Here is a 25,865-nt window from a genome sequence, read left to right on the forward strand (position 1 = left end):
GCCATGATGCCGCTCCCCCGCATCGAGCCGGCGGGTGCCGAAGATGATGGTGAAGACGGCGAGGCCCGCCGCCACCCAGAATGCCATGCCCGTCAATTCACCCGCATTCGTACCGGGCGCGGCGAAGACTCCGAAGGCCAGCGTCACGGATTGAAGCTGCAGCGCGATATAGGGCGTGGTGCCGACCACCGCGAGCACCGTGACCAGAACGGCGATCAGGTTCGACTTGCCGTAGCGGCTGGAGACGATGTCGGCGATGGAGGTCACGCGCTCCGCCCGGCCGATGCGCACGAGCTTTCGCAAGAGCCACCACCAGCCGACGAAGACGATGGTGGGCCCAAGGTAGATCGTCATGAATTCGAGACCGGAGCGCGCGGCATAGCCGACCGCGCCGTAGAACGTCCAAGCGGTGCAGTAGATCGACAGCGACAGCGTGTAGACGACCGGCCCCCGCAGAAAACCGCCCGCCCCGCGCGCGGCCCGCCTTTCGCCCGCGAAGGCCACGGCGAACAGGAATATCACATAAGCAAGGCAGGCCGCGATCAGCAGGTTGAGGGTGAGCGTCACTCCGCGCCGTCCCCGCCCCCGGCGGTCGTGTCGATGCGCGCGGCCCGGCGGGCGATGTGCAGGGCGAGCCCGATCAGCACCGCCCAGACCGCGAAGAGATAGACGAGCCAGGGCAGCGTCGCACCCGCGCCCGCGCCGCCCGACAGGACGAGGTCGGGCAGCAGGAAGGCCGCCGCGCCGAGGAACGGCAGAAGACGCGCCGCATCGGCGAGGCGCGCGCGGGCCCGGGCCCGGCGCTGGGCCGCGTTGGCGGCCGGGCTCGACAGGTCGCTCATGCAGGCGCCTCCGCGAGCAGTGCGCGCACCGCATCGATCAATTCGCGGTTGGCGAACGGTTTGGTCATGAAGCGGTTCACCCCTAGGGCCGCGGCACGCTCCCGGTCCTTGGTCTGGCCCTTGGCGGTCAGCATCAGGACCGGCAGGTCCGCCCTCTCGCCCCCGCGTAGCGCCGCGAGGATGTCGAAGCCCGACCGGCCCGGCAGCATGACGTCGAGAACCACGACATCCGGCGCATGTCGCGCCACGGCATCGAGCGCGGTGACGCCGTCGGAATGAGTCGAGACCTGCCAGCCCTCGCGCTGGAGCAGGAAGACAATCGCGGTGGCGATGTTGGGCTCGTCCTCGATCAGCAGAACGCGCGGTCGCCGCGGTTGCGTGGATGGGTCGTTCATGGCCGGCCTCCCCCTCCGTCCACGTCGGCTGCTCCATGTTGCTTGCCACGGGGCGCCATGTCCAGCGCGGCGCGCATCAGGTGTCGAAGGACAGGATAGAGGGTTCGCGCCGGGCGGGGCATTCCGCGCGCGGACATGTGCGGCAGCCCGGGCCGACGGCGACGCGGTTGCCCGCCGGTCCCGTGCCTGTCCGGTCCGCGCGGGTCAGAAGCATCGTCGCCCGCAGCACGGGCGGCGCGTCGAAGGTCGCGGGCGTCTCCGGCAGGGCCACGGAATGGGCGCGCCAGATCGCGCCGTCGGGCGTCTCGAGCCGCTCGCTCAGGGGGCGGCCGGGCTGCGCGAGCGCGGTGTAGATCGTCCACAGGGGGCAACCCGCCCCGACGAGCGGCAGGGGAAAGCCCGCCACCGGCTTGCGCCGCAACACCGCGCCGGCCGCGTCGCAGATCACGAGACCCCGCCCCGGATCGACCAGGCCCAGCCGGCGCAGGACCAGCGCCATGTCACCCCGGGCCGCGCCGAGAAGATCGTCGGGACCATTCGCCGCCTCGACGAGGTGCCGCGGCAGACGCTCCGCATCGGCGGCATCGGCGCGCAAGGTGGCCGCGACGAGGGTCTGGACCGACGGATCCGCTATCTCCGCCGTCAGCATGGGGATCGTCGCCGCGCCGTCCCGCTCCAGCGCCTCGAAGCGATGGCCGGTCGCGTCGAGGAACCGCGCCGCGCCCTCCACCGCGAGGAGCGGGCGATCGCCGCGCGCCGCCTGCCGGTCGAAAAGGGCCACCACCGCCTCCGCCCCCTGCGCCAGCCGCCGGCTGTCCTGATCGAGGTTGGCGTGGAAGCGCCGGAGCCAGTTCGCGTCGATCTCGGGCGTCTGCGCGAGGATCGCGGCGGTGGAGCGCACCACCGACACCGTCGACAGCAATTCGTGCATCGCCTCGGCAAGGGACGGATCGTGCGTGAGGCGGTCGGACAGGGCGTCGATCGTCCTGGCCTGCGCGGCGATCGTCTCGGCCTGTGCGGCGACCATGCGGGCCCACTCCGGGTTGGTGCGCGCGAAGGCGTCGGCATCCGCCTGCGGATCGAGCCCCTGCGCGGCGCCGGCCGCGGCGACCGCCTGCGCCAGCGTGGAATCCCCCTCGCCCGACAGAGCGGCGGGTTCGGCGTCGAGCGCGGCGGCGAGGCGCAACAGGAGACGCCCGCCGATGGCCCGGCGATCGTGCTCGATCAGGTTGAGATAGGAGGGGGAGATGCCCGCAGCCTCCGCTACGGCAACCTGCTTGCGCCCCAATGCGATGCGGCGCTCGCGGATGCGGCTGCCGGTATTGGCGGGACGGGGCATGCAACCTCTTGATCCGGTGAATTTGCTGCAGAGCAGCAGCGGGTTCTGCCGCAGGTGCGGGAGAATGTCTTTACTGCTTCGTCCGGCATCTTGTCACTTTTTTTACAAAAAGGTCCAGAGGTGACCGTCACTTGTTGAACCTTTGACGGCTTCGCTCCGATAGTGGCCGCAATCCGTCAACGAGACGGATCCGACCCGCGCGCGATCTGGGAGGAGGCGCGCGGGGCATACCAAAGGGAGGGTCTTCATGACCAAAACGAACTTCACCCGCCGCGGTGCGCTCAAGACGGGTGCCGCCACCGGTGCCGGCCTCGCACTGCCGACCATCTTCACCGGGGCCGCCTGGTCCGAGGCGCATACCGGCTTCACCAACGCGCCGCAGGGCAGCACCGTCACGCTCGGCTTCAACGTGCCGCAATCGGGCCCCTATGCCGACGAGGGCGCCGATGAGCTGCGCGCCTTCCAGCTTGCCGTGGAGCATCTCAACGGCGATGGCGACGGCGGCATGCTGCAGACGTTCTCGTCGCAGGCCCTCGACGGCACCGGCATCATGGGCAAGCGGGTGGAATTCGTCACCGGCGACACGCAGACCAAGTCTGACGCGGCCCGCGCATCCGCCCGCTCGATGATCGAGAAGGACGGCGCGATCATGGTCTCGGGCGGCTCCAGCTCGGGCGTGGCCGTGGCCGTGCAGGCGCTCTGCCAGGAGGCGGGCGTGATCTTCATGGCCGGCCTGACCCACTCGAACGACACGACCGGCAAGGACAAGAAGGCCAACGGCTTCCGGCACTTCTTCAACTCCTACATGTCGGGCGCGGCGCTCGCGCCGATCCTGGCCGCGCAATACGGCACGGATCGCAAGGCCTATCATCTGACGGCCGACTACAACTGGGGCTACACCACCGAAGAGGCCATCCGCTCCTCCACGGAGGCGATGGGTTGGGAGACGGTCAACACCGTCCTGACGCCGCTGACGCAGACGGACTTCTCGTCCTACATCGCGCCGGTGCTGCAATCGGATGCCGACGTGCTGGTCCTCAACCACTACGGCGGAAACATGGTCAACTCGCTGACCAACGCGGTCCAGTTCGGCCTGCGCCAGCGCGAAGTCGGCGGCAAGCAGTTCGAGATCGTCGTGCCGCTCTATTCGGAGCTGATGGCGCGCGGCGCGGGCGAGAACATCGCCGGCATCCTCGGCTCCCAGAACTGGGACTGGAAGCTTGAGAACCAGCTGGGCGACCGGTATTCCGGCACCAACGCCTTCGTCCAGTCCTTCGGTCAAAAGTATGGCTTCCCGCCCTCGCAGGCGGCGCATACCTGCTACGTGCAGACGCTGCTCTATGCCGATGCCGTCACGCGGGCCGGCAGCTTCAATCCGTGTGCCGTGGTCGAGGCTCTGGAAGGATTCGAGTTCGACGGTCTGGGCAATGGCCCGACCCTCTACCGCGCCGACGATCACCAGTGCTTCAAGGACGTTGTCGTGGTGCGCGGCAAGGAGAACCCGGAGAACGAGTTCGACCTCGTGGAGATCGTCGAGGTCACGCCAGTCGATCAGGTCACCTATCCGCCCGATCATCCGCAATTCGCGGGCGGCTCGCTGGGCGAGTGCAACACGGGCGCCTGAGCGCATCTTCGGTTGCCGCGTCCGGGAGCGGGCGCGGCGGCCATTCGCACCTGATCTGAGACGTCGCGCGGGGGGTCGTCATGGACGCCATTATCCTTCAAATTCTCAACGGGCTCGACAAGGGCAGCGCCTATGCCCTGATCGCGCTCGGTCTGACGCTGATCTTCGGCACGCTGGGTGTCGTGAACTTCGCGCATGGCGCGCTGTTCATGCTCGGCGCGTTCTGCGCGGTCACGTTCTCCAGCCTGCTGAGCTTCGGCTTCGTGCCCGAGGATGCCGGGAGCACCAGCGTCGGCGGCTTCAGCTTCGGCGCACTCCAGAGGGAGACGCCCTATGTCGTGCACTGGTTCGGCGAGAACGCCGGCAACGCGATCATCGACTGGGCCGTGCCGCTGTCGATCCTATTCGCCATCCCGGTCATGATCGCCATTGGCGTGATCATGGAGCGCGGCCTCATCAAGCATTTCTACAAGCGCCCGCATGCCGACCAGATCCTCGTGACCTTCGGCCTGGCCATCGTGCTGCAGGAGGTCATCAAGTACTTCTACGGCGCCAACCCGATCCCGACGCCGGCGCCCGACGCGTTCGTGGGCTCCTTCGATTTCGGCGCGATGCTGGGCTTCGATCCCGGCTCGATCGTCTATCCCTACTGGCGGCTCGTGTACTTCTTCTTTGCCGCGATCATCATCGCCGCCGTCTTCGCCTTCCTGCAATTCACCACGTTCGGCATGGTCGTGCGGGCCGGCATGGCCGACCGCGAGACGGTCACCCTGCTGGGCATCGACATCGACAAGCGGTTCACCATCATGTTCGGGCTCGCGGCCGCGGTCGCGGGATTGGCGGGGGTGATGTACACGCCGATCAACTCGCCGAACTACCACATGGGGATGGACTTCCTCGTCCTGTCCTTCGTCGTGGTCGTCGTGGGCGGCATGGGCTCGCTGCCCGGGGCCGTCCTGGCGGGCTTCCTGCTGGGCATCATCGAGGCCTTCGCATCGATGACCGAGGTTCTCGACGTGCTGCCCGGTATCAACCAGATCGTCATCTACCTCGTTGCGATCATCGTTCTGCTGACGCGTCCGCGTGGCCTGATGGGTCGCAAGGGCGTGATGGAGGAATAATCCCATGACAGACCAGACACAGCAGACCGCCACGGTCACGCAACCGCGCCCGCGCACCCGGTCGTCGGGTGGCATCCTGGGCCTGACGAAGAAGGATTTCGGCCTGCTCGTGCTCGTCGCCATCCTGACGATCTTCGCGCCGGTGATCCTCAACCCCTTCCCCGCGGGCTCGGCGATGGCGCAGTTCAACGCGGGCTATCCGGACCTCATGCAGCGGTTCGTGATCTTCGGGATCTTCGCCATCGGCTTCAACATCCTGTTCGGGCTGACGGGGTACCTCTCCTTCGGCCACGCGGCCTTCCTCGGCGTCGGATCCTATGCCGGGATCTGGTCGATGAAGCTTCTGACGCTGAACGTGATCCCGGCGATCCTGGTCTCGGTGATCGTGGCGGGGCTGTTCTCGCTGATCGTGGGCTTCATCTCGCTGCGGCGCTCGGGGATCTACTTCTCGATCCTGACGCTGGCCTTCGCGATGATGTCCTACGCGCTGGCCTATTCGGTGCTGACCCCGATCACCGGCGGCGAGACCGGGCTGCAGCTTCGGGCCTCCGATCCCCGCATCTTCGGGGGCGAGCTGATGCCCGGCATGACACCGCGCGCCACGCTCTTCGGCATGCAGATGCAGGACAGCACCGACCTGCGGTTCGGCGCGTGGACCTTCACGCTCAACACCGGCTACTACATCGCGGGGATCGTGCTGCTGGTCGCCTTCTACCTGTCGATCCGCATCTTCCGGTCACCCTTCGGCATGATGCTGCGGGCGGTGAAGTCGAACCAGAACCGCCTGAACTACACCGGGCTCAGCCCGAAACCCTACACGCTGGCGGCCTTCGTGATCTCGGGCATGTATGCCGGGCTCGCGGGCGGTCTGCTCGTGGCGATGGACACGCAGGTCGGCGCGGAGCGGATGTTCTGGACCGCATCGGGGGAGGTCGTGCTGATGACCATCCTCGGCGGGGCCGGAACCCTGATCGGGCCGATCCTCGGGGCGGGCTTTATCAAGTATTTCGAGAACATCGTCTCGACGATCAACAAGTCCACGCTGGAGAGCTGGTTCGCCTTCATGCCCGACGGGCTGCAGGACGCCTTCGTCGCTGTCATCTATCCCTTCGTGGGCAAGGGATGGCACCTGACGCTGGGCCTGCTGTTCATGCTGGTGGTGATCTTCCTGCCCGGCGGCCTCGTGCAGGGCGGCTCCAAGCTGGCCACCGTGTTCCGCCGCGACCGCAAGGGCGGCGGGGTCGAGGACGACGCCGCAGCACAACGTCAGGCACGGGAGGAATAGGTCATGGGCATTCTCGAAGTCAGGGACGTCGGCAAACGCTTCGGCGGGCTCCAAGCGCTCTCGGACGTGAACCTCTCGATCGCCGAGAACTCCGTCCACGCGATCATCGGTCCCAACGGGGCGGGCAAGTCGACGCTGCTGAACTGCCTCGTGGGCAAGCTGATCCCCGATACCGGCTCGGTCTCCTTCGAGGGGCAGTCGGTGCTGGGGCGCAAGCCGCACGAGATCAACCAGATGGGCATCAGCCGGGTGTTCCAGACGCCCGAAATCTTCGGCGACCTCACGGTCATGGAGAACATGATGATCCCCTGCCTCGCCAGGCGCGACGGCTCGTTCTCGCTGCACGGCTACCGGTCGCTGATGGCCGACCGGGAGATCGTGGATCGGGCGGAGCACATGCTTGAAGACATGAACATGTCCAACAAGCGCGAGATGCACGCGGCCTCCATGTCGCGCGGCGACAAGCGGCGGCTGGAGATCGGCATGTGCCTGGCGCAGGAGCCGCGGCTTTTGCTGCTGGACGAGCCGACCGCGGGCATGGCGCGCGCCGACACGAACAACACGATCGACCTGCTCAAGGAGATCAAGGCCAAGCGCAACATCACCATCGCCATCATCGAACACGACATGCACGTCGTCTTCAGCCTCGCGGAGCGGATCACGGTGCTCGCCCAAGGCAAGCCGCTGGTCGAGGACACGCCGGAGAACATCAAGGGCCACCCCAAGGTGCGCGAAGCGTATCTGGGCGAGAGCTCGGGGCACTAGGAGGGCGCCATGAACGTCAAACCCGACTTCACCCGCCACGCGAACCAGGCCGCCACCGCGCCCGCCTATTTCAGCGTCCACGATATCCACGCCTATTACGGCGAAAGCTACATTGTGCAGGGTGTCAGCTTCAACGTCCACGAGGGCGAGATCCTCGCGCTGCTGGGGCGCAACGGCGCGGGCAAGACCTCGACGCTGCGGACCTGCGCGCGTGTCAATACGCCGGAGCTTCGGCGCGGCGAGATCTGGCTCGACCATCAGCCGTTGCACACGATGTCGGCGCATCAGGCGTCCCAGGCGGGGCTCGGTCTCGTGCCGGAGGACCGGCGCATCATCCCCGGCCTGACCGTGGAAGAGAACCTCAAGCTCGCGCAGATCGCTCCGCCCGTCGGCTGGTCGATCGAACGCCTCTACGAGCTGTTCCCCCGTCTGGGCGAGCGGCGCCGCCAGGAGGGGATCACCCTTTCGGGCGGTGAGCAGCAGATGCTGGCCATCGCGCGGGCGCTGGCCCGCGACGTGAAGCTTCTGCTGCTCGACGAGCCTTACGAGGGTCTCGCCCCCGTCATCGTCGACGAGATCGAGAAGACGCTGATCGAGATCCGCAAGCTCGGGATGACGACCATCCTCGTGGAGCAGAACGCGGTGCGCGCCCTTGAGCTTTCGGACCGGGCGGTGATCCTCGATACCGGCGGCGTGGTCTTCGACGGCACCGCGGCCGAGGTACTGGGCGACGAGACGTTGCGCGCCGAATACCTCGCCATCTGAGCCAGATGACCTGCGTGCCGGCACCGGGGCGATCGCCCGGGCCCGGCGCCAAGACCAAGGAGAAAGAAATGCCCGACGACCAGTTCCGTCACCCCTCCGAAGCGCTGGCCCGCGAGGCCCATGCCGACCGAGAGACCTATGAGGCGATGTACAAGGCCTCGGTCGAGGATCCGGAGGCGTTCTGGCGCGAGCACGGCGAGCGCGTCGACTGGATCAAGCCCTTCACGCAGGTCAAGAACACCTCCTTCGCTCCCGGCAACGTGTCGATAAAGTGGTTCGAGGACGGCACGCTTAACGTCGCGGCCAATTGCATCGACCGGCACCTGAAGGAGCGCGGCGACCAGACCGCGATCATCTGGGAGCCCGACGATCCCGACAGCGTCGAAGGCGGCGGCGCGCAGCACATCACCTACCAGCAGCTCCACGCGCATGTCTGCAAATTCGCCAACGTGCTCAAGAATCTCGGCATCGGGCGGGGCGATCGGGTCGTCATCTACCTGCCGATGATCCCGGAGGCGGCCTATGCGATGCTGGCCTGCGCGCGGATCGGGGCGATCCATTCGATTGTCTTCGCCGGGTTCTCGGCCGACGCGCTGGGGGCGCGGATCAACGCCTGCGACGCGAAGCTCGTCATCACCGCCGACGGCGCGCCGCGCGGCGGGCGGGTCACGAACCTCAAGGACAACGTCAACCAGGCGCTGACCCACGATTACGACGTGGTGAAATGCTTGGTCGTCAAGCGCACCGGTCAGCAGATCGCGTTCCGCGAGGAGTGCGACTACTGGCTGCACGAGGAGCAGGAGAAGGTTTCCGACGTCTGCGAACCCGAGGAGATGGGCGCCGAGGACCCGCTTTTCATCCTCTACACATCCGGCTCGACCGGGCAGCCCAAGGGCGTGGTCCACACGTCGGGCGGCTATCTCGTCTTTGCCGCGATGACGCATCAATACACGTTCGACTACCGCGCCGGCGAGGTGTTCTGGTGCACCGCGGATGTGGGTTGGGTGACCGGGCACAGCTACATCGTCTATGGCCCGCTGGCGAACGGGGCGACGACGCTGATGTTCGAGGGCGTGCCGACCTATCCCGATGCGGGCCGGTTCTGGGACGTCTGCGAAAAGCACAAGGTCAACCAGTTCTACACCGCCCCGACCGCCATCCGCGCGCTGATGGGCAAGGGCGACGAATACGTCCAGAAGCACGACCTGTCGTCGCTGCGCATCCTCGGCACGGTGGGCGAACCGATCAACCCGGAGGCCTGGAACTGGTACGACCGCGTCGTCGGCGGCGGCCGCTGTCCGATCGTGGATACGTGGTGGCAGACCGAGACGGGTGGTCACCTGCTGACCCCCCTGCCCGGCGCGACTCCGACCAAGCCCGGCTCGGCCACCCTGCCGTTCTTCGGGGTGCAGCCCGTCGTGCTGGAGCCGCAGTCGGGGGAGGCGATCGAGACGACCGAAGCCGAGGGGGTGCTGTGCATCGCCGATAGCTGGCCGGGTCAGATGCGCACCGTCTGGGGCGATCACGAGCGATTCGAGAAGACCTATTTCTCGGACTACAAGAACTACTACTTTACCGGTGATGGCTGCCGGCGCGATGCCGATGGCTATTACTGGATCACCGGGCGGGTCGACGACGTCATCAACGTCTCCGGCCACCGCATGGGCACGGCTGAGGTCGAAAGCGCCCTCGTCGCGCATGATGCCGTGGCCGAGGCGGCGGTCGTTGGCTATCCGCATCCGGTCAAGGGTCAGGGCATCTATGCCTACGTCACCCTCATGGGCGGACGCGAGCCGTCGGACGAATTGCGCAAGGAGCTGGAGACCTGGGTGCGCAAGGAAATCGGGCCGATCGCCAAGCCGGATTGCCTGCAATGGGCGCCGGGCCTGCCGAAGACACGATCAGGCAAGATCATGCGCCGCATCCTGCGAAAGATCGCGGAAAACGACCACGGTGCTTTGGGGGATATCTCGACCCTGGCGGATCCGTCGGTTGTGGACGACCTGATCGAGAACAGGGTCAATCGTTAAGGCAACGTAAGCGCAGGTTTACCCTGTCACCACAACGCCCTGTTTTGGCCCCACGCCCGCCGCTGTGACGAGTCACTTCCGCCATCGGGCGGGGGCTCATATTCAGAAGGAGATTGCGATGTCACTCCTCAGCATCTTCGGGCCTTCCTATTCCCCACCACCGCCGCAAACGACTTCGAGCAGCGGTACGGAGACCGGAACCGGTGACACCAGCGACACGAGTACCGTAAGTGCATCCAGCGGCACGAGCGGTGCCGACGGTCAATCGAGTACGGCCGACGGCGGAAGCGACAGCGGGACCGGCACGGCCGGACCGCTGCCGCCGAAAGGTCCCGCGACCGACCGGCCACCGGCGGCCGAGCCGGAACAGAGCGCCTTCGAGAAGTTTCTCAACGGCTCAGTCATGACCGATGCCGAGCGCCTCGACCTCGCCTTCGCCAGCGGCCTCGACGAGGCGATGGCCCGCCGCTACGCCGAATCCGCGCGGCTCACGGTCATCAGCGAAGGGCAGCTGGCGCGGCTGCGGTCGGGCGATCTCACCGGAGCGGATCTGGCCCGCGACGCCAAAGCGTTGCGCGACCTCCAAGCCCCGGAACGCGAGACACGTCTCGACCGCGCGGCATGACGCGCCACGCGGGCAGCCTTGGCCGGGCTGCCCGCACCCGCCTTCCCCTTCGGCAACGGAACCGCTAGACGCGGGGAAACGCGAACGAGGATGGCAATGAGCAAGAACCACGAAAGCGACGTCGCCTTTATCAAGGCACTGGCCGAACTTCTGCGTGAAAACGACCTGAGCGAACTCGAGGTCAGCCGCGCCTATGGCGAAGATGACAGCCTCGACGTCCGCGTCGCCCGCCAGATGGTCGCGGCGCCCGCCCCGTCCGCTCCAATTCAGGTTTCGGCGCCGCAACCGGTGCAACCCGCCGCACCGACGCCCGCCGCACCGTCCGCTCCGACGGACGATCCGGCACAGGATCCCGGCGCCGTCACATCGCCCATGGTGGGAACCGTCTATCTCTCTCCCGAACCCGGTGCCGCGCCTTTCGTGCAGGTGGGCGATACGGTGTCCGAGGGCCAGACGATCCTCATCGTCGAGGCGATGAAGACGATGAACCAGATCCCGGCGCCGCGCGGCGGCAAGGTCACGCGCATCCTCGTCGAGGACGGCGCCCCCGTCGAATACGGCGCTCCGCTCGTGATCCTCTCGTAAGGGGTCCGGAACATGTTCAACAAGATTCTCATCGCGAACCGGGGCGAGATCGCCTTGCGTGTCGTGCGTGCCGCACGCGAGATGGGCGTGGCCACCGTCGCCGTCCATTCCACCGCCGACGCCGACGCAATGCATGTCCGCATGGCGGACGAATCGATCTGCATCGGTCCCGCGCCGAGTTCGCAGAGCTACCTGTCCGTACCCGCGATTATCTCGGCTTGCGAGATCTCGGGCGCGGAAGCGATCCATCCCGGCTACGGGTTCCTCAGCGAGAACGCCGCCTTCGTGCAGGCGCTGGAGGACCACGAGATCACCTTCATCGGCCCGACGGCCGAGCATATCCGCATCATGGGCGACAAGATCACCGCCAAGGATACGATGAAGGCGCTCGGCGTGCCATGCGTGCCCGGCTCCGACGGCGGTGTTGCGACCTATGAGGAAGCGCAGCGCATCTGCGAGGAAATCGGCTATCCCGTCATCATCAAGGCCACCGCCGGCGGCGGCGGTCGCGGCATGAAGCTCGCGCGGAATGCAGCGGAGCTGGAAAACGCGTTCCGCACCGCGCGCGCCGAGGGAAAGGCCGCCTTCGGCAACGACGAGGTCTATATCGAGAAGTACCTCGATACGCCCCGCCACATCGAGGTGCAGGTTTTCGGCGACGGTCGCGGCAAAGCCGTCCATTTGGGCGAACGCGATTGCTCCCTCCAACGGCGTCACCAGAAGGTGTTCGAGGAGGCCCCCGGCCCGTCCATCACGCCCGAGCAGCGCGCCGAAATCGGCAGGACCTGTGCCGAAGCCGTCGCGCGAATTAACTATGCCGGCGCCGGCACAATCGAGTTTCTCTACGAGAATGGCGGCTTCTACTTCATCGAGATGAACACCCGCCTGCAGGTGGAGCATCCGGTGACGGAAGCCATCTTCGGCGTGGATCTCGTGCGCGAACAGATCCGTGTGGCCGCGGGCCTTCCGATGTCCTTCACGCAGGAGGACCTGACCATCGGCGGGCACGCGATCGAGGTGCGGATCAACGCCGAGAAACTACCCTCCTTCTCGCCCTCTCCCGGCCGGATCACGCAATATCATGCACCGGGCGGCCTCGGCGTGCGGATGGATTCGGCGCTCTATGACGGCTACCGGATCCCGCCCTATTACGACTCGCTCATCGGAAAGCTCATCGTCCACGGCCGCGACCGGGACGAGGCGCTGGCCCGGTTGCGGCGCTCGCTGGGGGAGTTGATCGTAGACGGCGTCGAGACCACCATCCCGCTCTTCCGCGACCTGGTCGAGGATCCGGAGGTGCAGGCGGGGGATTACACGATCCACTGGCTGGAGAAGTGGCTGGCCCGGACCTACGGGTAGGCGCAAAACCGCCCGCTACAATCATGCCGGACCGTCCGCGATGCCTGACAGGTCCGGCCCGATCCCCTATCTTGACCTCATGCCACGCGATACTGTTCCGATCACGCCCGAAACCCTGCTCATGGCCTATGCCTCGGGCGTCTTTCCCATGGCCGAAGGGCGCGACGATCCGGAGATCTTCTGGGTCGACCCGAAACGTCGTGGCATCCTGCCGCTCGATGGTTTTCGGATGTCGCGCAGCCTTGCGCGGACGATCCGCCGCGGCGGGCTGACGGTCACGCTCGATACCGATTTCGACGGCGTCCTCGCCGCCTGCGCGGACCGCGAGGAGACGTGGATCAACCCGGAGATCGAGTGGCTCTACACCGAGTTGCATCGCGCGGGCTTTGCGCATTCGCTGGAACTGCACGAGGATGGGGCGCTGGTGGGCGGCGTCTACGGCGTGACACTCGGCGCGGCGTTCTTCGGCGAATCGATGTTCTCACGCCGCCGGGATGCGTCGAAGGTGGTGCTGGCGTACATGGTGACGCTGCTGCGCCGGCAGGGGTTTCAGCTGTTCGACACGCAGTTCCTGACCCCGCATCTCGCCTCGCTCGGGGCTACGGAGATTTCCCGCGCGGCATATCGCGAGAGATTGGCCGCGGCGCTCGATCATCAGGCCGTGCTGGGGGGACCGATGCCAGCGGCGGAGGACGTGCTCGCCCTGCGCGACGGGATCAGCGGCGGGCGATGAGGCAGCGCAGAAGCCAGACGTCGTAGCGGCGATGCTCCAGCGCATTCAGCGCGGGTGACGACGCGACCATCCAGCCGGCGAAGACTTCCCTGAGCTCGCGCGTATCGACCACCTGGATCAGGCCGAACGCGTCGCCGGCGGGGTTCGCTTCGGGATAGCGGCATTCGTGAAGCGTTACCTGCAGCGAGCCGTAGGCCATCGTCTGGCCCACCGTCATCTCGACATCGATCACCTCGCCCGAAGTCTTGTCGAGCGTGCGCAGCAAAGCTCCCGCCCCGTCGGCGGTCCGCACGCCTTGCGCCGAACCGGGCGCCGCGACCATGGCCGCGAGGGCCAGCGCCGCGAGTAACCCTCTCATTCCGGGGTCCAGGCCTCGTAATCGGCGGCCGGTTTCACATCCGCACGCCGCAGCGATCCCCGGCGGAAAAACGCCCCGTCCGACCCGGTAAGGTTCGGCTGGTGCGACTTTTCCCACGATTGATGCGGCAACGGCTCCCGCGTCGGAGGTAGCTTGAACACCTTGTGGAGCCAGCCATACCATTCCGGCGGAACCCGCGACGCGTCGTTGTCGCCGGCGTAATGCACCCAGCGGCGGGTGTCGTCGGCGTTGCGGTAATAGACGTTCCCCGCCTCGTCGCGCCCGACCTCGTGGCCGAACCGCTTGGTCCAGAGCAGCGTGCCGAAGCTCTGCCCATCCCACCAGCCTACGAGCCGCTTGAAGAATCCAGCCATGATCGTCCTCCGGTCCGCACGTCCACGTCCAGCCTCCGTCCTACAGCGCAGGACCGCGCGGTCAAGGGTGGTGCGTCTGTGCGGACGGGGCCAAGGCATTGTGCGGAAAACATGTGAACCGCTCCGTTCAGTTTCGAGTAGGAGGGGCGAAACGCGAAAGGACATTTGATGACCGAACACAAAGGCCGATTGCTCGCCCTCATCCTGACCGCTGCGGTCGCGGCGCCATCTGTCGGTGCAACGCCGTTCTTGGCCTCAACGCAGGTCGACCCGGGCCTCGCCCTGCTGGACGAGATCGGCATGCGCGCCGATGCCGATAACGATGGAAGAATTACCGACGTCGAAATCAATGTCTTCGCGCAGAAAGCCTTTCCCCTGCTCGATGCCGATGGAAATGGCTCGCTCGACGACGAAGAGATGCGCGGCACGCCCGCCATGTCCGGCCTCGCCGCATTTCGCGATCGCGAACAAGCCTATTCCGCCTCGATGGGCGTGGTCTTCGACCTGTTCGACCGCGACGGATCGGGCAGCGTCGATGCCGAGGAATACCGCATCGGCCTCACGCGCGGGGCGGTCCGTGCCGATCGCGATGGCGACGGTGCCCTCTCGCGCAACGAATTCCGCAACGCCTTCTTCGTCTCCCGGGCACTTCGCCGCGGCCTGATCGAGTGATCGCGTGCCATAGGGGCCGTTAACCCCGGCGCGGCGGGATGCTATGCTCCTCGCGAACAGGGGAGACAGACCATGACCGAGACCCGCCAACACGGCTTCGACACGCTTCAGGTTCATGCCGGTGCCCGGCCCGACCCGGCCACCGGCGCGCGGCAGACGCCGATCTACCAATCCACGGCCTTCGTGTTCCGCGACGCCGACCACGCCGCCGCACTCTTCAACCTCGAGGAGGTGGGCTTCATCTATTCCCGCCTCACCAATCCCACGGTAGCCGTGCTGCAGGAGCGGATCGCGACGCTGGAGGGTGGCGCAGGCGCGGTCTGCTGCTCCTCGGGGCATGCGGCGCAGATCATGGCGCTGTTTCCGCTGATGCGGCCCGGTTGCAACGTCATCGCCTCGACCCGGCTCTATGGCGGCACGGTCACGCAGTTCACCCAGACGATCAAACGCTTCGGATGGGAGGCCAAGTTCGTCGATTTTGATGATCCACAGGCGCTGGCCGACGCCATTGACGACAATACCCGCGCGATCTTCGGCGAGGTCATTGCCAATCCAGGCGGCTGGATCATGGATATCGACGCGGTGGCCAAGGTCGCCGACGATGCGGGCCTGCCGCTCATTATCGACAACACGACCGCGACCCCATACCTCCACCGCCCGATCGAACATGGCGCGGCGCTGGTGGTTCATTCGACGACGAAATACCTGACCGGGAACGGCACCGTCACCGGCGGGTGCATCGTCGATTCAGGTCGCTTCGACTGGTCCGCTTCGGGCAAGTTCCCGTCGCTCAGCGAGCCGGAGCCGGCCTATCACGGGCTGAAGTTCCACGAGACGTTTGGCGCGCTCGCCTTCACGTTCCACGGCATCGCCGTCGGCCTGCGCGATCTTGGCATGACGATGAACCCGCAGGCCGCGCATTATACGCTTCTGGGCATCGAGACGCTGAGCCTGCGGATGGACCGCCACGTCGCCAATGCCGAAAAGGTCGCCGCATGGCTGGAAACCCATCCGGCCGTCGACCGCGTCACCTATGCCGGCCTGCCCTCCTCGCCGTACTACGAGCGCGCCAGAACGGTCTGCCCCAAGGGTGCCGGGGGTCTTTTCACCTTTGCGCTCAAAGGCGGCTACGACGCCTGCGTCAAGTTCATCGACTCGGTCGAGGTCTTCAGCCACGTCGCAAATCTCGGCGATACGCGGTCGCTTTGCATCCACTCCGCCTCGACCACGCACCGGCAGCTCTCGCCCGCCCAACAGGAGGCGGCCGGGGCCGGCGCGGACATGGTGCGCGTGTCGATCGGGATCGAGGATGCGGACGACCTGATCGCCGATCTCGATCAGGCGCTCGCCAAGGCCGCACCGAGCATGGCCGCCGAATAATTGGCATCCTTTCCATGAGCGGAAAGCTGTCCTAGAGACGATAACATCCGCCCGATCCCCTCGCGGGGGTCGGGCCGCCCTGCTAGTCGAGACGACATGTTGCCCGACACCGTTACGCCCCGGATCGCCCTCGACCTGTCGCTCGACGGCATCTCCATCCTGAGCCGGAACCCGGATGGTGACGGGCGGTGGACGCGCGAAGGTGTCGTGCGTCTCGATGCGCCGGATCTGGACGGTGCGCTGGCCCGGTTGCGCACGCGGTGCGCGCAGGTTGCCGGCGAGGATTTCACCTCTATCCTGATCGTTCCCGACAGCCAGATCCTCTACACCTCCCTCGAACGCGACGACCGCGATCCGAAGGTGACAATCCGCGCGCTTCTCGAGGGGCGGACGCCCTACGACGTGGACGATCTCGTCTTCGATTACGAGCAGTCCGGCGACCAACTTCAGGTGGCCGTGATCGCGCGCGAAACGATGGAGGAGGCGGAGAATTTCGCCGCCGAACACGGGTTTCGGCCGGTGGCCATCGTCGGCAGTCCGCAGGACGAATTCTATTCCGGCATTCCGAATTTCGGCAAGACCTCGCGGGCCGACGAATTGCTTGCCGGATCGCGGCTCCGCCTCGATCTGAGCAGAGGCTTCGCGCGTTCGGGTGCGCCCGCGCCCGCCCCGCTTCCCAAGGCCAAGCCGGCCCCCGAGCCGCCCCGTCCCGCCGGAACGAAGACCGACCTTCGCGTCGCCGCGCCGACCATGCCCGCCTTTCCGCCCCCGGCCCCGCCGCCGCGTGCGAAGGCTGAAGAGCCGAACGTTGCGGACAAGCCGGACGAAGAGGACAGCCCCCCGCCGGGCGTCGTGCCTCCCATCGACGATGACGCAGTGCTGGGGGAAATGATTTCGGCCGACCCCGCTGAGGCGGTCGGCGGGTTCGACGCGCGAACGGCGTCATCTGCGTCATCGGATCCCGCAGCGGATCCGGACGAGGCCGCTGCAATCCCCTCTCCCGACTCTCCCGCCAAGCCGGACGAAACGGTCGCGCCACCGCCAGAGCAGGCGGAGACCGCGACGGGTGGAACGGCGGAAACACCCGCCTTCAGCAGCCAACGTCCTATGCGCGACCGGGTCGAGACGCGCGATGAGCCGACCCTCACCCGCATTCCGGCCCGTCTGAAGGAGCCGCCCTTGGTCAAGCCGGACGCCCCCGCCGAGGACGCACCGGATATGAACGCAGACGCTGGGACCTTGCCCGAAGAGAATGTCGAGCGAGACCCTACGCCGCCTGCTGCGGGGGCACGTCGCGGCGGCAATTTCCGGCTCGGGCTGTGGCTGACGCTCGCGCTCCTGCTGCTACTTGCTCTCGTGGGCTTCTGGGCCGCGACGACAGAGACGGGCGAAATTGCTGTTTGGGAAGTGGCGGATACCACCCTCGACACCCCCGGCACCGACGCGTCCGACGCCGCAGCCCCGGTGGTGCCGCGCCCGACGGCAGACGACGAAGTGGACGCCTCGCCGCGCCCGGCGCTGTTGCCCCAGATCGACGCCTCCCGCCCGCCGGAGAACGACGCCTCCCGCCCGCCGGAGAACGACGCCGCCGTCTCCCCGATGGCTGACACAACCACGCCGCCCCTTGCCGCCCCATCGCAGGAGCGGGTGGAGGCGGCCGAGCCTGCCCCCATGGAAGAAGCGACCGAGAGCGTGGCGCCGCTGGAGATCGTCCCGCTCGACGCGCCCGATCCGGAAGCGACCGAGCTCGCCACCATCGAACAGGATACCGAGGCGAATTCTGTCGAGGAGGCGCCGGAAGCCGGTGCGGGCGAATCCGAAACTGTCGCCCCCGCGGCGCGCGGTGAGGTGCCTGCCGTGGCCTTGGTCGACCCGGAGGTGGAACTGCCCGGCCCTTCCGTCGCGCCCGCGGATCCGGACGCGCTCGGCGAGGCTCCCGCGCCCGAAGGCTATCGGATCATTTCCGGTCGCCCGGATGTGATGCCGGTGCCCCGCCCCGAAGCCGCCGCACCGATTGCGGAGGCAGACGCGGCTCCCGAGACGGAGGCCGAAATCTCGATCCTGTCGCGCACCCGTCCCGTTCCCCGCCCGGAGGACATCTCCGTCGACGACGAGACTGAAGCGGACGAGGCCGAAGCCGACGACGCCGCTGTGGAGGCGGCCGCCGCCGCCGCCGCCGCCTCGCTCGTGCAATCGGCGCAGGCCGCGGTCGACGACACGACGTCCGCCTCGGGGCTCGCCATCGCACGCTCGACACGCCCGTCGGTTCGCCCGGCCGCACTTGCGCAAACCGCCGTGTCGAGCAGCGCAGGCGCCGCCGCTTCCGTCAGCCGGTCCCCGCAGACCGCCGCACCCCGCGCCGAGGCCAGCACGCAGACCATCCGCTCCACCGGCGGGAGTGTCGCCCGCGCGGCGACGGAGGGGAACAGGATGCGCCTGCGTCAGATCAACCTGATCGGCGTCTATGGCCAGCCCGGCGCGCGGCGGGCGTTGGTGCGCCTGCCGAACGGGCGCTACGTCAAGGTCGAAGTCGGCGATCAGCTTGACCGCGGGCGGGTTCTAACGATCGGCAATCAGGAACTGATCTATCAGCGCGGCGGCCGGAACGTGGCGCTGCAGATGCCGAACGGCTAGTGCCTTCGAAGGCTAAGCGCGGCCTGCGTCTCCTTCGACCAGCCGAGAAGCAACCTGTCTCCCTCAACGATGACGGGACGCTTGACCAAGGCGGGATGCGCCAGCATCAGCGCTTTCGGCGCCTCGGTGCGCTCCGCCTCGGACAACCCGCGCCACGTCGTCGACCGCGTGTTGAGCAGGTCGCTCCCGAACGCCGCGTACCATTTTGCGACCTCTTCCGCCGATGTCGGCTCCGCGCGCAGGTCCCGGAGAACGGCGTCATGCCCAGCGGCACGCAATGCTTTCAAAGCCTTGCGGCAGGTATCGCAGGTCTTGAGTCCGTGGACGACAATCATCGGCAAGATCTCCTGAGGTGCTCCGGTCCTGCGGCTTTTTCTTGACCTTTGCAACGGAGCCCTTAGCTCAAAATATGTGAACGTGGCCGGAAAGGGCCGCATCGCCATACCGTCGCAATGTTGCGGGCGGGACGACCCACTGAGGAGACACGGAATGGCCACTGGCACCGTGAAATGGTTCAACACCACCAAAGGTTACGGCTTCATTGCCCCCGACGACGGCGGAAAGGACATCTTCGTCCATATTTCCGCTGTGGAACGGGCCGGACTGACGGGGCTGCGTGACAACCAGAAAGTCGAGTATGAATTGCGCGAGGGCCGCGATGGCCGTGCGTCGGCATCGGACCTCGTCGCGCTGGACTGAGCGCCGCCCGGTAAAAAAATTCACGCCGAACGCCGCTGCGTCCTGACAGGCGCATCGGCCCCTCGCGCCCGCCAATGCGGGCGCCTTTCATTTGACGGCTCCTCTTCCTCCCGGCGCGCCCATCGGTCAAGGTGGCGGCACCACCGCGAGGGGAGACGCACCCGATGTCCATTTCCGCCAGGATCGTCGACGACCTCGTTGCCAACGATGTATCCTTCGTCACCACCGTGCCATGCAAGCAGCTCGGCGGCGTGATCGAGGAGGTCGAGGCCCGTCCCCAAATCCGTCACGTCCCCGCCAACAAGGAAGACGAGGGGATAGGCCTGTGCGCCGGTGCCCTTATGGGCGGCGCGCGGCCCTGCATCATCATGCAGAACACGGCGCTCGGCGTGACGGTCAACACGCTGGTGACGCTGACGCAGTTCTACCGGATGCCCCTGCCGATGCTGATCTCGTTTCGCGGCGAGTTGCTGGAGCCGATCGCGTGTCAGGTCGAGATGGCGATCCATACCAAGGCCCTGCTCGCGCAACTCCACATCCCGACCTACCACTTTCACCGGCAGCAGGATGCCGACGAGTTCGACGCGATCCTGAGATACACGTTCATGTGCTCGAAACCCGTGGCGATCCTGACCGATGCCACGTTCTGGGGAGGCTATTGATGATCCGCTCCGAGCTTCTGCGCGATATCGCTCCGGTGCTGCGCGACCGCCTCGTCGTGTGCAATATCGGCCTGCCCAGCCAGGAGATGCACGCGATCCTCGACCAGCCGTCGAACTTCTACATGCTGGGAACGATGGGACTTTGCTCCTCCATCGGGCTCGGACTGGCGCTGAGCCAGCCGAAGATGGTTATCGCCATCGACGGCGACGGCTCGGTCCTGACAAATCTCGGCACGCTGCCGACCATCGCCAACAATGTGGCCGACAATTTCGTCCTGCTGATCGTGGATAACGGCTCCTACGGCTCGACGGGGGATCAGCCGACCTATGCCGGCCGCAAGACCTCGCTCGCGGCGATCGCGCGCGCCAGCGGATGCGACAACGTGGTCGAGTGCCCTGCGGAGGAGACGCGTGCTGCGCTGGAGGCGGCCATCGCATCGGGCCGGATGACCGTGATCGTGTCGAAATGCCAGAGCGGGAATGTGAAGTTGCCCGTGATCACCATGGACCCGGTCGTCATCCGCGACCGGTTCATGAAGGCCGTGGCGGACTGACCGCCCCGGCCCGCAGGCGGGTCAGATCATGCCCATTCCCAAGGTCGTGTGTAGTTCCCCATGACGGCGACCACGTCACGCTCCTCAACCTCGCCCGTCTTTTCCAACCGGGCGACGAGACCGCGCTTCTTGTCCTCGACGACCTCCGCCACATGCACGGCGACCCCCGCATCGGCCAGCGCCGCATCGTAGACGCGCTTGATGGCACGGCGGCGCAGATCCGGCTTGAACACCTTGCCCACGGCGGTTTTCGGCAGCTCGTCCAGAACTTCGATATATTTCGGGCGGGCGGCTCGCTCGTGCACATGCGCCTCGCAGTGCTTCATCAGGTCGGCGGGCGTGACCTCGGCCTCCGCAACCAGTTCGACATAGGCGCAGGGCAACTCCCCAGCGAAGGCGTCGGGCTGGCCAATGGCCCCCGCCACCGCAACGGCCGGGTGTGCGGCCAGCGCCTCCTCGATCTCGGCGGGGTCGATATTGTGCCCGCCCCGGATGATGAGATCCTTCGCGCGTCCCGTGATCCACAGATAGCCGTCCGCATCCATCCGGCCCAGATCGCCCGTGCGAAGATAGCGGTCGTGGTGGAAGAGGTCGTGGTTCTTGTCGGCCTCGGTGTAGGTGGAGCCGTCATAGACACCCGGCGAGGCGACGCAGATCTCGCCCACTTCGTCGGTGGCGCATTCGACCGGGCCGTCGCCCTTGTTGATCAGGATCTTCACTTCCGTATGCATGAACGGCAGGCCGACGGAGCCGATCTTCTTCTCGCCATCAACCGGATTGCAGGAGACGAGACACGTCGCCTCCGTCAGCCCATAGCCTTCGATGACGTTGACGCCGGTCTCACGCTCGAATCGCTTGAACAGTTCCACCGGCAGGGGCGAGGAGCCGGAAAAGGCGGTCCGGATCGACGAGACGTCGGCATCGACCGGCCGCTGCATCATCGCCGCCATCGCCGTGGGCACCGTGATGAGGAACGTCACCTTCCACCGCTCGATCAGCTTCCACATGTTGTCGAACACGCCCTCGCCCCTGTAGCCCTGAGGCGTCGGAAAGATGACATGCGCGCCGGACGCGACCGAAGCCATCAGGATCACGTGACAGGCGAAGACGTGGAACAGCGGCAGCGGACACATGATGACGTCCTGCTCGGAAAACAGCAGGCGATGCCCGATCCAGCCGTTGTAGATCATCCCCGAGTAGAGATGCTGCGCGACCTTCGGCATGCCCGTCGTGCCGCCGGTATGGAAATAGGCGGCGACGCGGTCGACCTGCCTGTCCTCGAAGATCAGCCGGTCGGCGGGCTGCTTCGCGGTCTCGGCGGCGAAGTTCAGCACGCGCGCCTTGTGGGCGACCGGGTTCTTGGGCCGCATCAACGGCACGACCAGCTTCTTGATGCCCGTCAGGTAGGTGTGGAGGTCGGCCTCGATGACGGTTTCGACGTTGGGGGCCAAACGGACCGCCTCGGCCACCTTCTGCGCGACGTCCGTCTTGGGAAAGGCGCGCAGGGTAACGACGACCTTGGCTCCGGTTCCGCGCATAATGGCGCCGATCTGCTCGGGCTCCAGCAGCGGGTTGATCGGATTTGCGATACCGGCGACGGCCCCGCCCAGAAGCGTCGTCGCTGCCTCGATGCAGTTCGGCAGCACGTAAGCCACCGTGTCCCCCTCGCGCACCCCGAGGGAGTGGAGGAGGTTGGCCACCTGCGTGACCCGGCCGTGAAATTGCGACCAGGTCAACGTCTCGGCCGGGTCCGTGGGACCGGAGAAGAGCTGGTAGGAAATCGCCGGCCGGTCGGGAAACGCATCGCGCGTCTGCGTCAGCAGGCCATAGAGCGTCTTGGCCGGCTGCGCCGTCTCCCACGGCTCCGCGGCCTCGATATCGAGGATGTCCTGCTTGTTGACGAATGAACCCACGTCCGTTCCTCCCGTATTCGGCCACGGCCCCCGCCCGCGGTTGGCGTCCGGCAAGGATGGGGGACCCCGACGGTGAGGGCAAGCGGGACGCTGCGAAGGCGACCTTCCGCGACGTGCCGACGCCGCGTCACTCGGCGGCCATTCCCTCGGTGAATTGCAGGCGCGCGAGCCGGGCATAGAGCCCCCCCTGCCCGACCAGCTCGTCATGGGTGCCTTGGGCGACGATGCGGCCGCCCTCCATCACCAGAATGCGGTCGGCCTGCTTCACGGTGGCGAGGCGGTGCGCGACGATGATGGTGGTGCGCCCCTCGGCCAGCCGGGCGACGGCGTCCTGCACCAGCCGTTCGCTCTCGGCATCGAGCGCGGAGGTCGCCTCGTCGAGCAGCAGGACGGGCGCATCGCGCAGGATCGCGCGGGCGATCGCGATGCGCTGCTTCTGGCCGCCCGACAGCATCACGCCCCGCTCGCCGACATAGGTGTCGTAGCCGTCCGGCAGCGCGGTCAGGAAATCATGCGCGGCGGCGGCGCGGGCGGCGGCCTCGACCTGCTCGTCGGTGGCGTCGGGATTGCCGAACCGGATGTTGTCGCGCGCCGAAGCGGCGAAAATTACCGGATCCTGCGGGACCAGCGCCATGTGGCGGCGGAATTCGGCCCGCGTCATGTCGCGCAGATCGACGCCGCCCAACGTCACCCGCCCGGTATCGGGATCGTAGAAACGCTGCAAAAGCTGGATGATCGTCGACTTGCCCGCCCCCGACGGTCCGACCAGCGCGACCGTCTCACCCGGCTCCACCCGCAGCGTCACGTCGTCGAGCGTCGGCACATCGGGCCGCGTCGGATAGCGGAATGTCACACCCTCGAGCGCGACTCCCTCGCCCACGGGCGCTGTGCCCGCCCGCTCCTCCGGGTCGCGGACCGCGTCGTCGACCTCCAGAAGCTCGACCAGACGCTCCGTCGCGCCGGCCGCACGCTGCAACTCGCCCCAGATTTCCGACAGCGCGGCGACCGCGCCGGCCACCATGATCGCATAGATCAGGAACTGGACCAGTTCGCCGACCGTCATGCCCTCGGCGCGCACGTCGCGCGCACCGATCCAGAGGACGCCGACAATCCCCGCGAAGATCAGCGAGATCACGATCATCGTCATGACCGCCCGCACCCCGATCCGCGTCCGGGCGGAGCGGAAGGAGCGTTCCGTCACGTCGTCGAATCGCCGCGAGGCCTCGCCCTCGAATGTGTAAGCCTGAACCGTCTGCGCGCTCAGCAGCCACTCGGAGGCCCGGCCGGAGCTTTCCGCGATCCAGTTCTGGTTTTCACGGCTGAGACTGCGCAAGCGCCGGCCCAGCACGATGATCGGCACGATCACCACAGGCACGATGAGCAGCACGAGCCCCGACAGCTTCGGCGCCGTCCAAAGCATGAGCACGAGGCCGCCCGCGAAGATCAGCACGTTGCGCAGCGCCACGCTGACCGAGGAGCCAATCACCGACAGCAGCAGAGTTGTATCGGTGGTGATGCGGCTGAGAACCTCGCCGGTGAGGATCCCGTCGTAGAAATCCGGCGACATGCGGATCATGCGGGAAAACACGGCCTTGCGGATATCCGCCACGACCCGCTCCCCGAGCCGTGTGACGAGGTAATAGCGCAGCCCCGTGCCCACGGCGAGAAGACCGACAATGCCCAGGGCGGCCGCGAAATAGCTGTCGAGAAGCTGCGCCTCTCCCGATTCGAAACCGTCCACCACCCGGCGCACCGCCAGCGGCAGGACCAGCGAAACGCAGGCCGTCAGGACGAGCGCCCCCAAAGCCGCAACGACCATGCCCAGATGCGGGCGAAAGAACGGGGCGAGACGCGCGAGACTGCCGATCCGCTTCGAGCGCTCACGCTCGGCATCCTTGCGCGTATCGGCCATGCGGTCCTCCGGTGTGATCCGCGTCCGACCTATGGCCGGGCGGATCGGACAGCAAGGCCGGGAGAGCTCGGAGCGGGCGACGGGAATCGAACCCGTATCATCAGCTTGGAAGGCTGAGGTCTTACCATTACACAACGCCCGCGCGCCGATGAGGGTCAGTTATCGTCTCGCGGGGGGCGGATGCAAGGGGGATACGCGGGACCGGCACAAAAACGCGGCCGGCGCGCCGGGACCCCCGGTTGCGTTGACACCCTTCGGAAGGGATGGAAAAAGGCGGTTTTCTCGCTCGGGTGGGATGAAAGCCTGATGAAAGACCAGACGCCTCTGCCCGACAGGAGCATCGGCCCCTTGAGCGACGGCATTCTTCGGATGCTCGAACATGTCCGCCTGCCGATCTGCGTCACCGACCCGCACGCCCCCGACAATCCGATCGTCTACGTCAATTCGGCATTTCTCGACCTGACCGGGTACGAGGCGGATGAGGTCCTTGGCCGCAACTGCCGGTTTCTGCAGGGCGAAGAGACGACGCCCGAAAGCATTGCCGCCGTGCGCACGGCCGTCGAGGACGGCGAAATCAGCACCGTCGAGATCGTGAACTACCGCAAGGACGGCTCCCGCTTCGACAACGCGCTCCAGATCGGGCCCGTTCTCGACGAGGCGGGCGACCGGATCCTGCTCTTCGGCTCCCAGCTGGACGTGACCGAGCGCCGCACCGCCGAACGGCGCGCCGCCGCCGCGGATCTGGAGGAGCGCTCTCACAGACTGCGCAACATCGTCAACGTCATGGCCGTCGCCGTTCGGATGACGGCGCGCGAGGCGAAGGACGTGGCCGGCTTCGCCAAGGTGGTGACCGAGCGCCTGCAGCATCTGGGCGAGGCCCATTTCCGCACCTTCGAACAGGCGATGCGGATGCCGGCGGCGGAGATCGTGATGACCATTCTGCGCGCCTACGCGCCACTCGGCGACCGGCAGATCAACGCCTCGGGTCCGGAAGTGATGCTCAGCCCCGCGCAACTGACCCCGCTCACGCTGGCGCTTCACGAACTGGCGACGAACTCCGTCAAGCACGGATCGCTCGGCGACGGGCAAGGGCGCGTCCGCGTCGAGTGGAACGCCGCCGAGGAGGGAGAGGGTATCGTCATGGTCTGGACCGAACGGGACGGCCCGCCGGTCATCCCGCCCGAGGTCGAAAGCGGATCGCGCATCGTGAGCAGGCTTATGGCGGACGCGGGCGGCGGC

The 25,865-nt window shown here is 66.8% G+C and carries 26 protein-coding genes and 1 tRNA gene; 17 read left to right on the forward strand and 10 right to left on the reverse strand.

What is annotated here, in order from left to right:
• From JSE7799_RS20935 to JSE7799_RS06420, 4 genes are all read right to left on the reverse strand, one after another.
• On the reverse strand, positions 1-567 hold a 567-nt coding region (locus JSE7799_RS20935), incomplete at its 3' end, for a sodium:solute symporter family transporter (protein ID WP_442354839.1).
• Entirely contained in the window at positions 564-842 is a 279-nt protein-coding gene (locus JSE7799_RS20940; protein WP_055662874.1) for a hypothetical protein, read from the reverse strand. The genes JSE7799_RS20935 and JSE7799_RS20940, both read right to left, overlap by 4 nt.
• Complete coding sequence (locus JSE7799_RS06415) at positions 839-1,237, reverse strand: response regulator transcription factor (protein WP_055662875.1); 399 nt, start codon at positions 1,235-1,237, stop codon at positions 839-841. The genes JSE7799_RS20940 and JSE7799_RS06415 overlap by 4 nt, the downstream gene beginning before the upstream one ends.
• 76 nt (positions 1,238-1,313) lie before the next feature.
• Positions 1,314-2,576, reverse strand: coding sequence for a short-chain fatty acyl-CoA regulator family protein (locus JSE7799_RS06420; protein WP_055662876.1), 1,263 nt, complete (start codon positions 2,574-2,576; stop codon positions 1,314-1,316).
• A 247-nt stretch (positions 2,577-2,823) separates the two neighbouring features.
• Between JSE7799_RS06420 and JSE7799_RS06425 the strand changes: the two genes are divergently transcribed.
• From JSE7799_RS06425 to aat, 10 genes are all read left to right on the forward strand, one after another.
• Positions 2,824-4,200 carry a substrate-binding protein gene (locus tag JSE7799_RS06425; RefSeq protein ID WP_055662877.1) on the forward strand — a complete coding sequence of 459 codons (1,377 nt, stop codon included), beginning with the start codon at positions 2,824-2,826 and terminating at the stop codon, positions 4,198-4,200.
• Between the two features lie 80 nt (positions 4,201-4,280).
• Positions 4,281-5,321, forward strand: a complete 1,041-nt coding sequence (locus JSE7799_RS06430) for a branched-chain amino acid ABC transporter permease (protein ID WP_055662878.1) — start codon at positions 4,281-4,283, stop codon at positions 5,319-5,321.
• Between the two features lie 73 nt (positions 5,322-5,394).
• Positions 5,395-6,606 (forward strand): branched-chain amino acid ABC transporter permease, encoded by a 1,212-nt coding sequence (locus tag JSE7799_RS06435; protein ID WP_055662896.1) that lies wholly within the window; start codon positions 5,395-5,397, stop codon positions 6,604-6,606.
• A gap of 3 nt (positions 6,607-6,609) precedes the next feature.
• A complete protein-coding gene (locus JSE7799_RS06440; RefSeq protein ID WP_055662879.1) occupies positions 6,610-7,371 on the forward strand; it encodes an ABC transporter ATP-binding protein in 762 nt (253 codons plus the stop codon).
• A 9-nt stretch (positions 7,372-7,380) separates the two neighbouring features.
• Positions 7,381-8,136, forward strand: coding sequence for an ABC transporter ATP-binding protein (locus JSE7799_RS06445; RefSeq protein WP_055662880.1), 756 nt, complete (start codon positions 7,381-7,383; stop codon positions 8,134-8,136).
• Between the two features lie 68 nt (positions 8,137-8,204).
• Positions 8,205-10,166, forward strand: coding sequence for an acetate--CoA ligase (acs, locus tag JSE7799_RS06450; RefSeq protein WP_055662881.1), 1,962 nt, complete (start codon positions 8,205-8,207; stop codon positions 10,164-10,166).
• Positions 10,167-10,284: 118 nt separating this feature from the next.
• Positions 10,285-10,791: a hypothetical protein gene (locus JSE7799_RS06455; protein WP_055662882.1), complete on the forward strand. Its 507-nt coding sequence runs from the start codon at positions 10,285-10,287 to the stop codon at positions 10,789-10,791.
• A 96-nt stretch (positions 10,792-10,887) separates the two neighbouring features.
• Positions 10,888-11,376 carry an acetyl-CoA carboxylase biotin carboxyl carrier protein gene (accB, locus tag JSE7799_RS06460; RefSeq protein WP_055662883.1) on the forward strand — a complete coding sequence of 163 codons (489 nt, stop codon included), beginning with the start codon at positions 10,888-10,890 and terminating at the stop codon, positions 11,374-11,376.
• Between the two features lie 12 nt (positions 11,377-11,388).
• Entirely contained in the window at positions 11,389-12,735 is a 1,347-nt protein-coding gene (accC, locus tag JSE7799_RS06465; protein ID WP_055662884.1) for an acetyl-CoA carboxylase biotin carboxylase subunit, read from the forward strand.
• Between the two features lie 40 nt (positions 12,736-12,775).
• Positions 12,776-13,468, forward strand: coding sequence for a leucyl/phenylalanyl-tRNA--protein transferase (aat, locus tag JSE7799_RS06470; RefSeq protein WP_245624819.1), 693 nt, complete (start codon positions 12,776-12,778; stop codon positions 13,466-13,468).
• Here the strand turns inward: aat and JSE7799_RS06475 are convergent.
• A complete protein-coding gene (locus JSE7799_RS06475) occupies positions 13,452-13,826 on the reverse strand; it encodes a DUF2155 domain-containing protein (protein ID WP_055662885.1) in 375 nt (124 codons plus the stop codon). The genes aat and JSE7799_RS06475 overlap by 17 nt on opposite strands.
• Positions 13,823-14,200: an NADH:ubiquinone oxidoreductase subunit NDUFA12 gene (locus JSE7799_RS06480; RefSeq protein WP_055662886.1), complete on the reverse strand. Its 378-nt coding sequence runs from the start codon at positions 14,198-14,200 to the stop codon at positions 13,823-13,825. The genes JSE7799_RS06475 and JSE7799_RS06480 overlap by 4 nt, the downstream gene beginning before the upstream one ends.
• Before the next feature lie 168 nt (positions 14,201-14,368).
• On the opposite strand from JSE7799_RS06480, the gene JSE7799_RS06485 reads away from it, so the two are divergent.
• The 3 genes from JSE7799_RS06485 (at position 14,369) to JSE7799_RS20945 (ending at position 18,886) form a co-directional block, all read left to right on the forward strand.
• Positions 14,369-14,872 carry an EF-hand domain-containing protein gene (locus tag JSE7799_RS06485; RefSeq protein ID WP_055662887.1) on the forward strand — a complete coding sequence of 168 codons (504 nt, stop codon included), beginning with the start codon at positions 14,369-14,371 and terminating at the stop codon, positions 14,870-14,872.
• 72 nt (positions 14,873-14,944) lie between these two features.
• Positions 14,945-16,252: an O-acetylhomoserine aminocarboxypropyltransferase/cysteine synthase family protein gene (locus JSE7799_RS06490; RefSeq protein WP_055662888.1), complete on the forward strand. Its 1,308-nt coding sequence runs from the start codon at positions 14,945-14,947 to the stop codon at positions 16,250-16,252.
• Between the two features lie 96 nt (positions 16,253-16,348).
• Positions 16,349-18,886: a hypothetical protein gene (locus JSE7799_RS20945; protein WP_055662889.1), complete on the forward strand. Its 2,538-nt coding sequence runs from the start codon at positions 16,349-16,351 to the stop codon at positions 18,884-18,886.
• Here JSE7799_RS20945 and JSE7799_RS06500 read toward each other — a convergent pair.
• Positions 18,883-19,221: an arsenate reductase family protein gene (locus JSE7799_RS06500; protein WP_306455398.1), complete on the reverse strand. Its 339-nt coding sequence runs from the start codon at positions 19,219-19,221 to the stop codon at positions 18,883-18,885. The two genes, JSE7799_RS20945 and JSE7799_RS06500, sit on opposite strands and share 4 nt — an antisense overlap.
• 154 nt (positions 19,222-19,375) lie before the next feature.
• On the opposite strand from JSE7799_RS06500, the gene JSE7799_RS06505 reads away from it, so the two are divergent.
• The 3 genes from JSE7799_RS06505 to comE all read left to right on the forward strand — a co-directional run bounded on the left by JSE7799_RS06505 (position 19,376) and on the right by comE (position 20,801).
• Positions 19,376-19,585: a cold-shock protein gene (locus JSE7799_RS06505; RefSeq protein WP_055662890.1), complete on the forward strand. Its 210-nt coding sequence runs from the start codon at positions 19,376-19,378 to the stop codon at positions 19,583-19,585.
• A gap of 164 nt (positions 19,586-19,749) precedes the next feature.
• Positions 19,750-20,247 (forward strand): decarboxylase, encoded by a 498-nt coding sequence (locus JSE7799_RS06510; protein WP_055662891.1) that lies wholly within the window; start codon positions 19,750-19,752, stop codon positions 20,245-20,247.
• A complete protein-coding gene (gene comE, locus JSE7799_RS06515) occupies positions 20,247-20,801 on the forward strand; it encodes a sulfopyruvate decarboxylase subunit beta (protein WP_055662892.1) in 555 nt (184 codons plus the stop codon). Before JSE7799_RS06510 ends, comE begins: the two co-directional genes overlap by 1 nt.
• A gap of 26 nt (positions 20,802-20,827) precedes the next feature.
• Here the strand turns inward: comE and JSE7799_RS06520 are convergent, their stop codons facing one another.
• From JSE7799_RS06520 to JSE7799_RS06530, 3 genes are all read right to left on the reverse strand, one after another.
• On the reverse strand, positions 20,828-22,714 hold the full coding sequence (locus tag JSE7799_RS06520; RefSeq protein WP_055662893.1) for an acyl-CoA synthetase: 1,887 nt from the start codon (positions 22,712-22,714) through the stop codon (positions 20,828-20,830).
• 127 nt (positions 22,715-22,841) lie between these two features.
• A complete protein-coding gene (locus JSE7799_RS06525; RefSeq protein ID WP_055662894.1) occupies positions 22,842-24,626 on the reverse strand; it encodes an ABC transporter transmembrane domain-containing protein in 1,785 nt (594 codons plus the stop codon).
• A gap of 71 nt (positions 24,627-24,697) precedes the next feature.
• Positions 24,698-24,768, reverse strand: a tRNA-Gly gene (locus JSE7799_RS06530).
• A gap of 206 nt (positions 24,769-24,974) precedes the next feature.
• Here JSE7799_RS06530 and JSE7799_RS06535 point away from each other — a divergent pair.
• Positions 24,975-25,865 (forward strand): PAS domain-containing protein (locus JSE7799_RS06535; protein ID WP_186201855.1); only part of this gene is annotated, 891 nt, incomplete at its 3' end.

The organism is Jannaschia seosinensis (assembly GCF_001408515.1).
Lineage (GTDB): Bacteria > Pseudomonadota > Alphaproteobacteria > Rhodobacterales > Rhodobacteraceae > Jannaschia > Jannaschia seosinensis.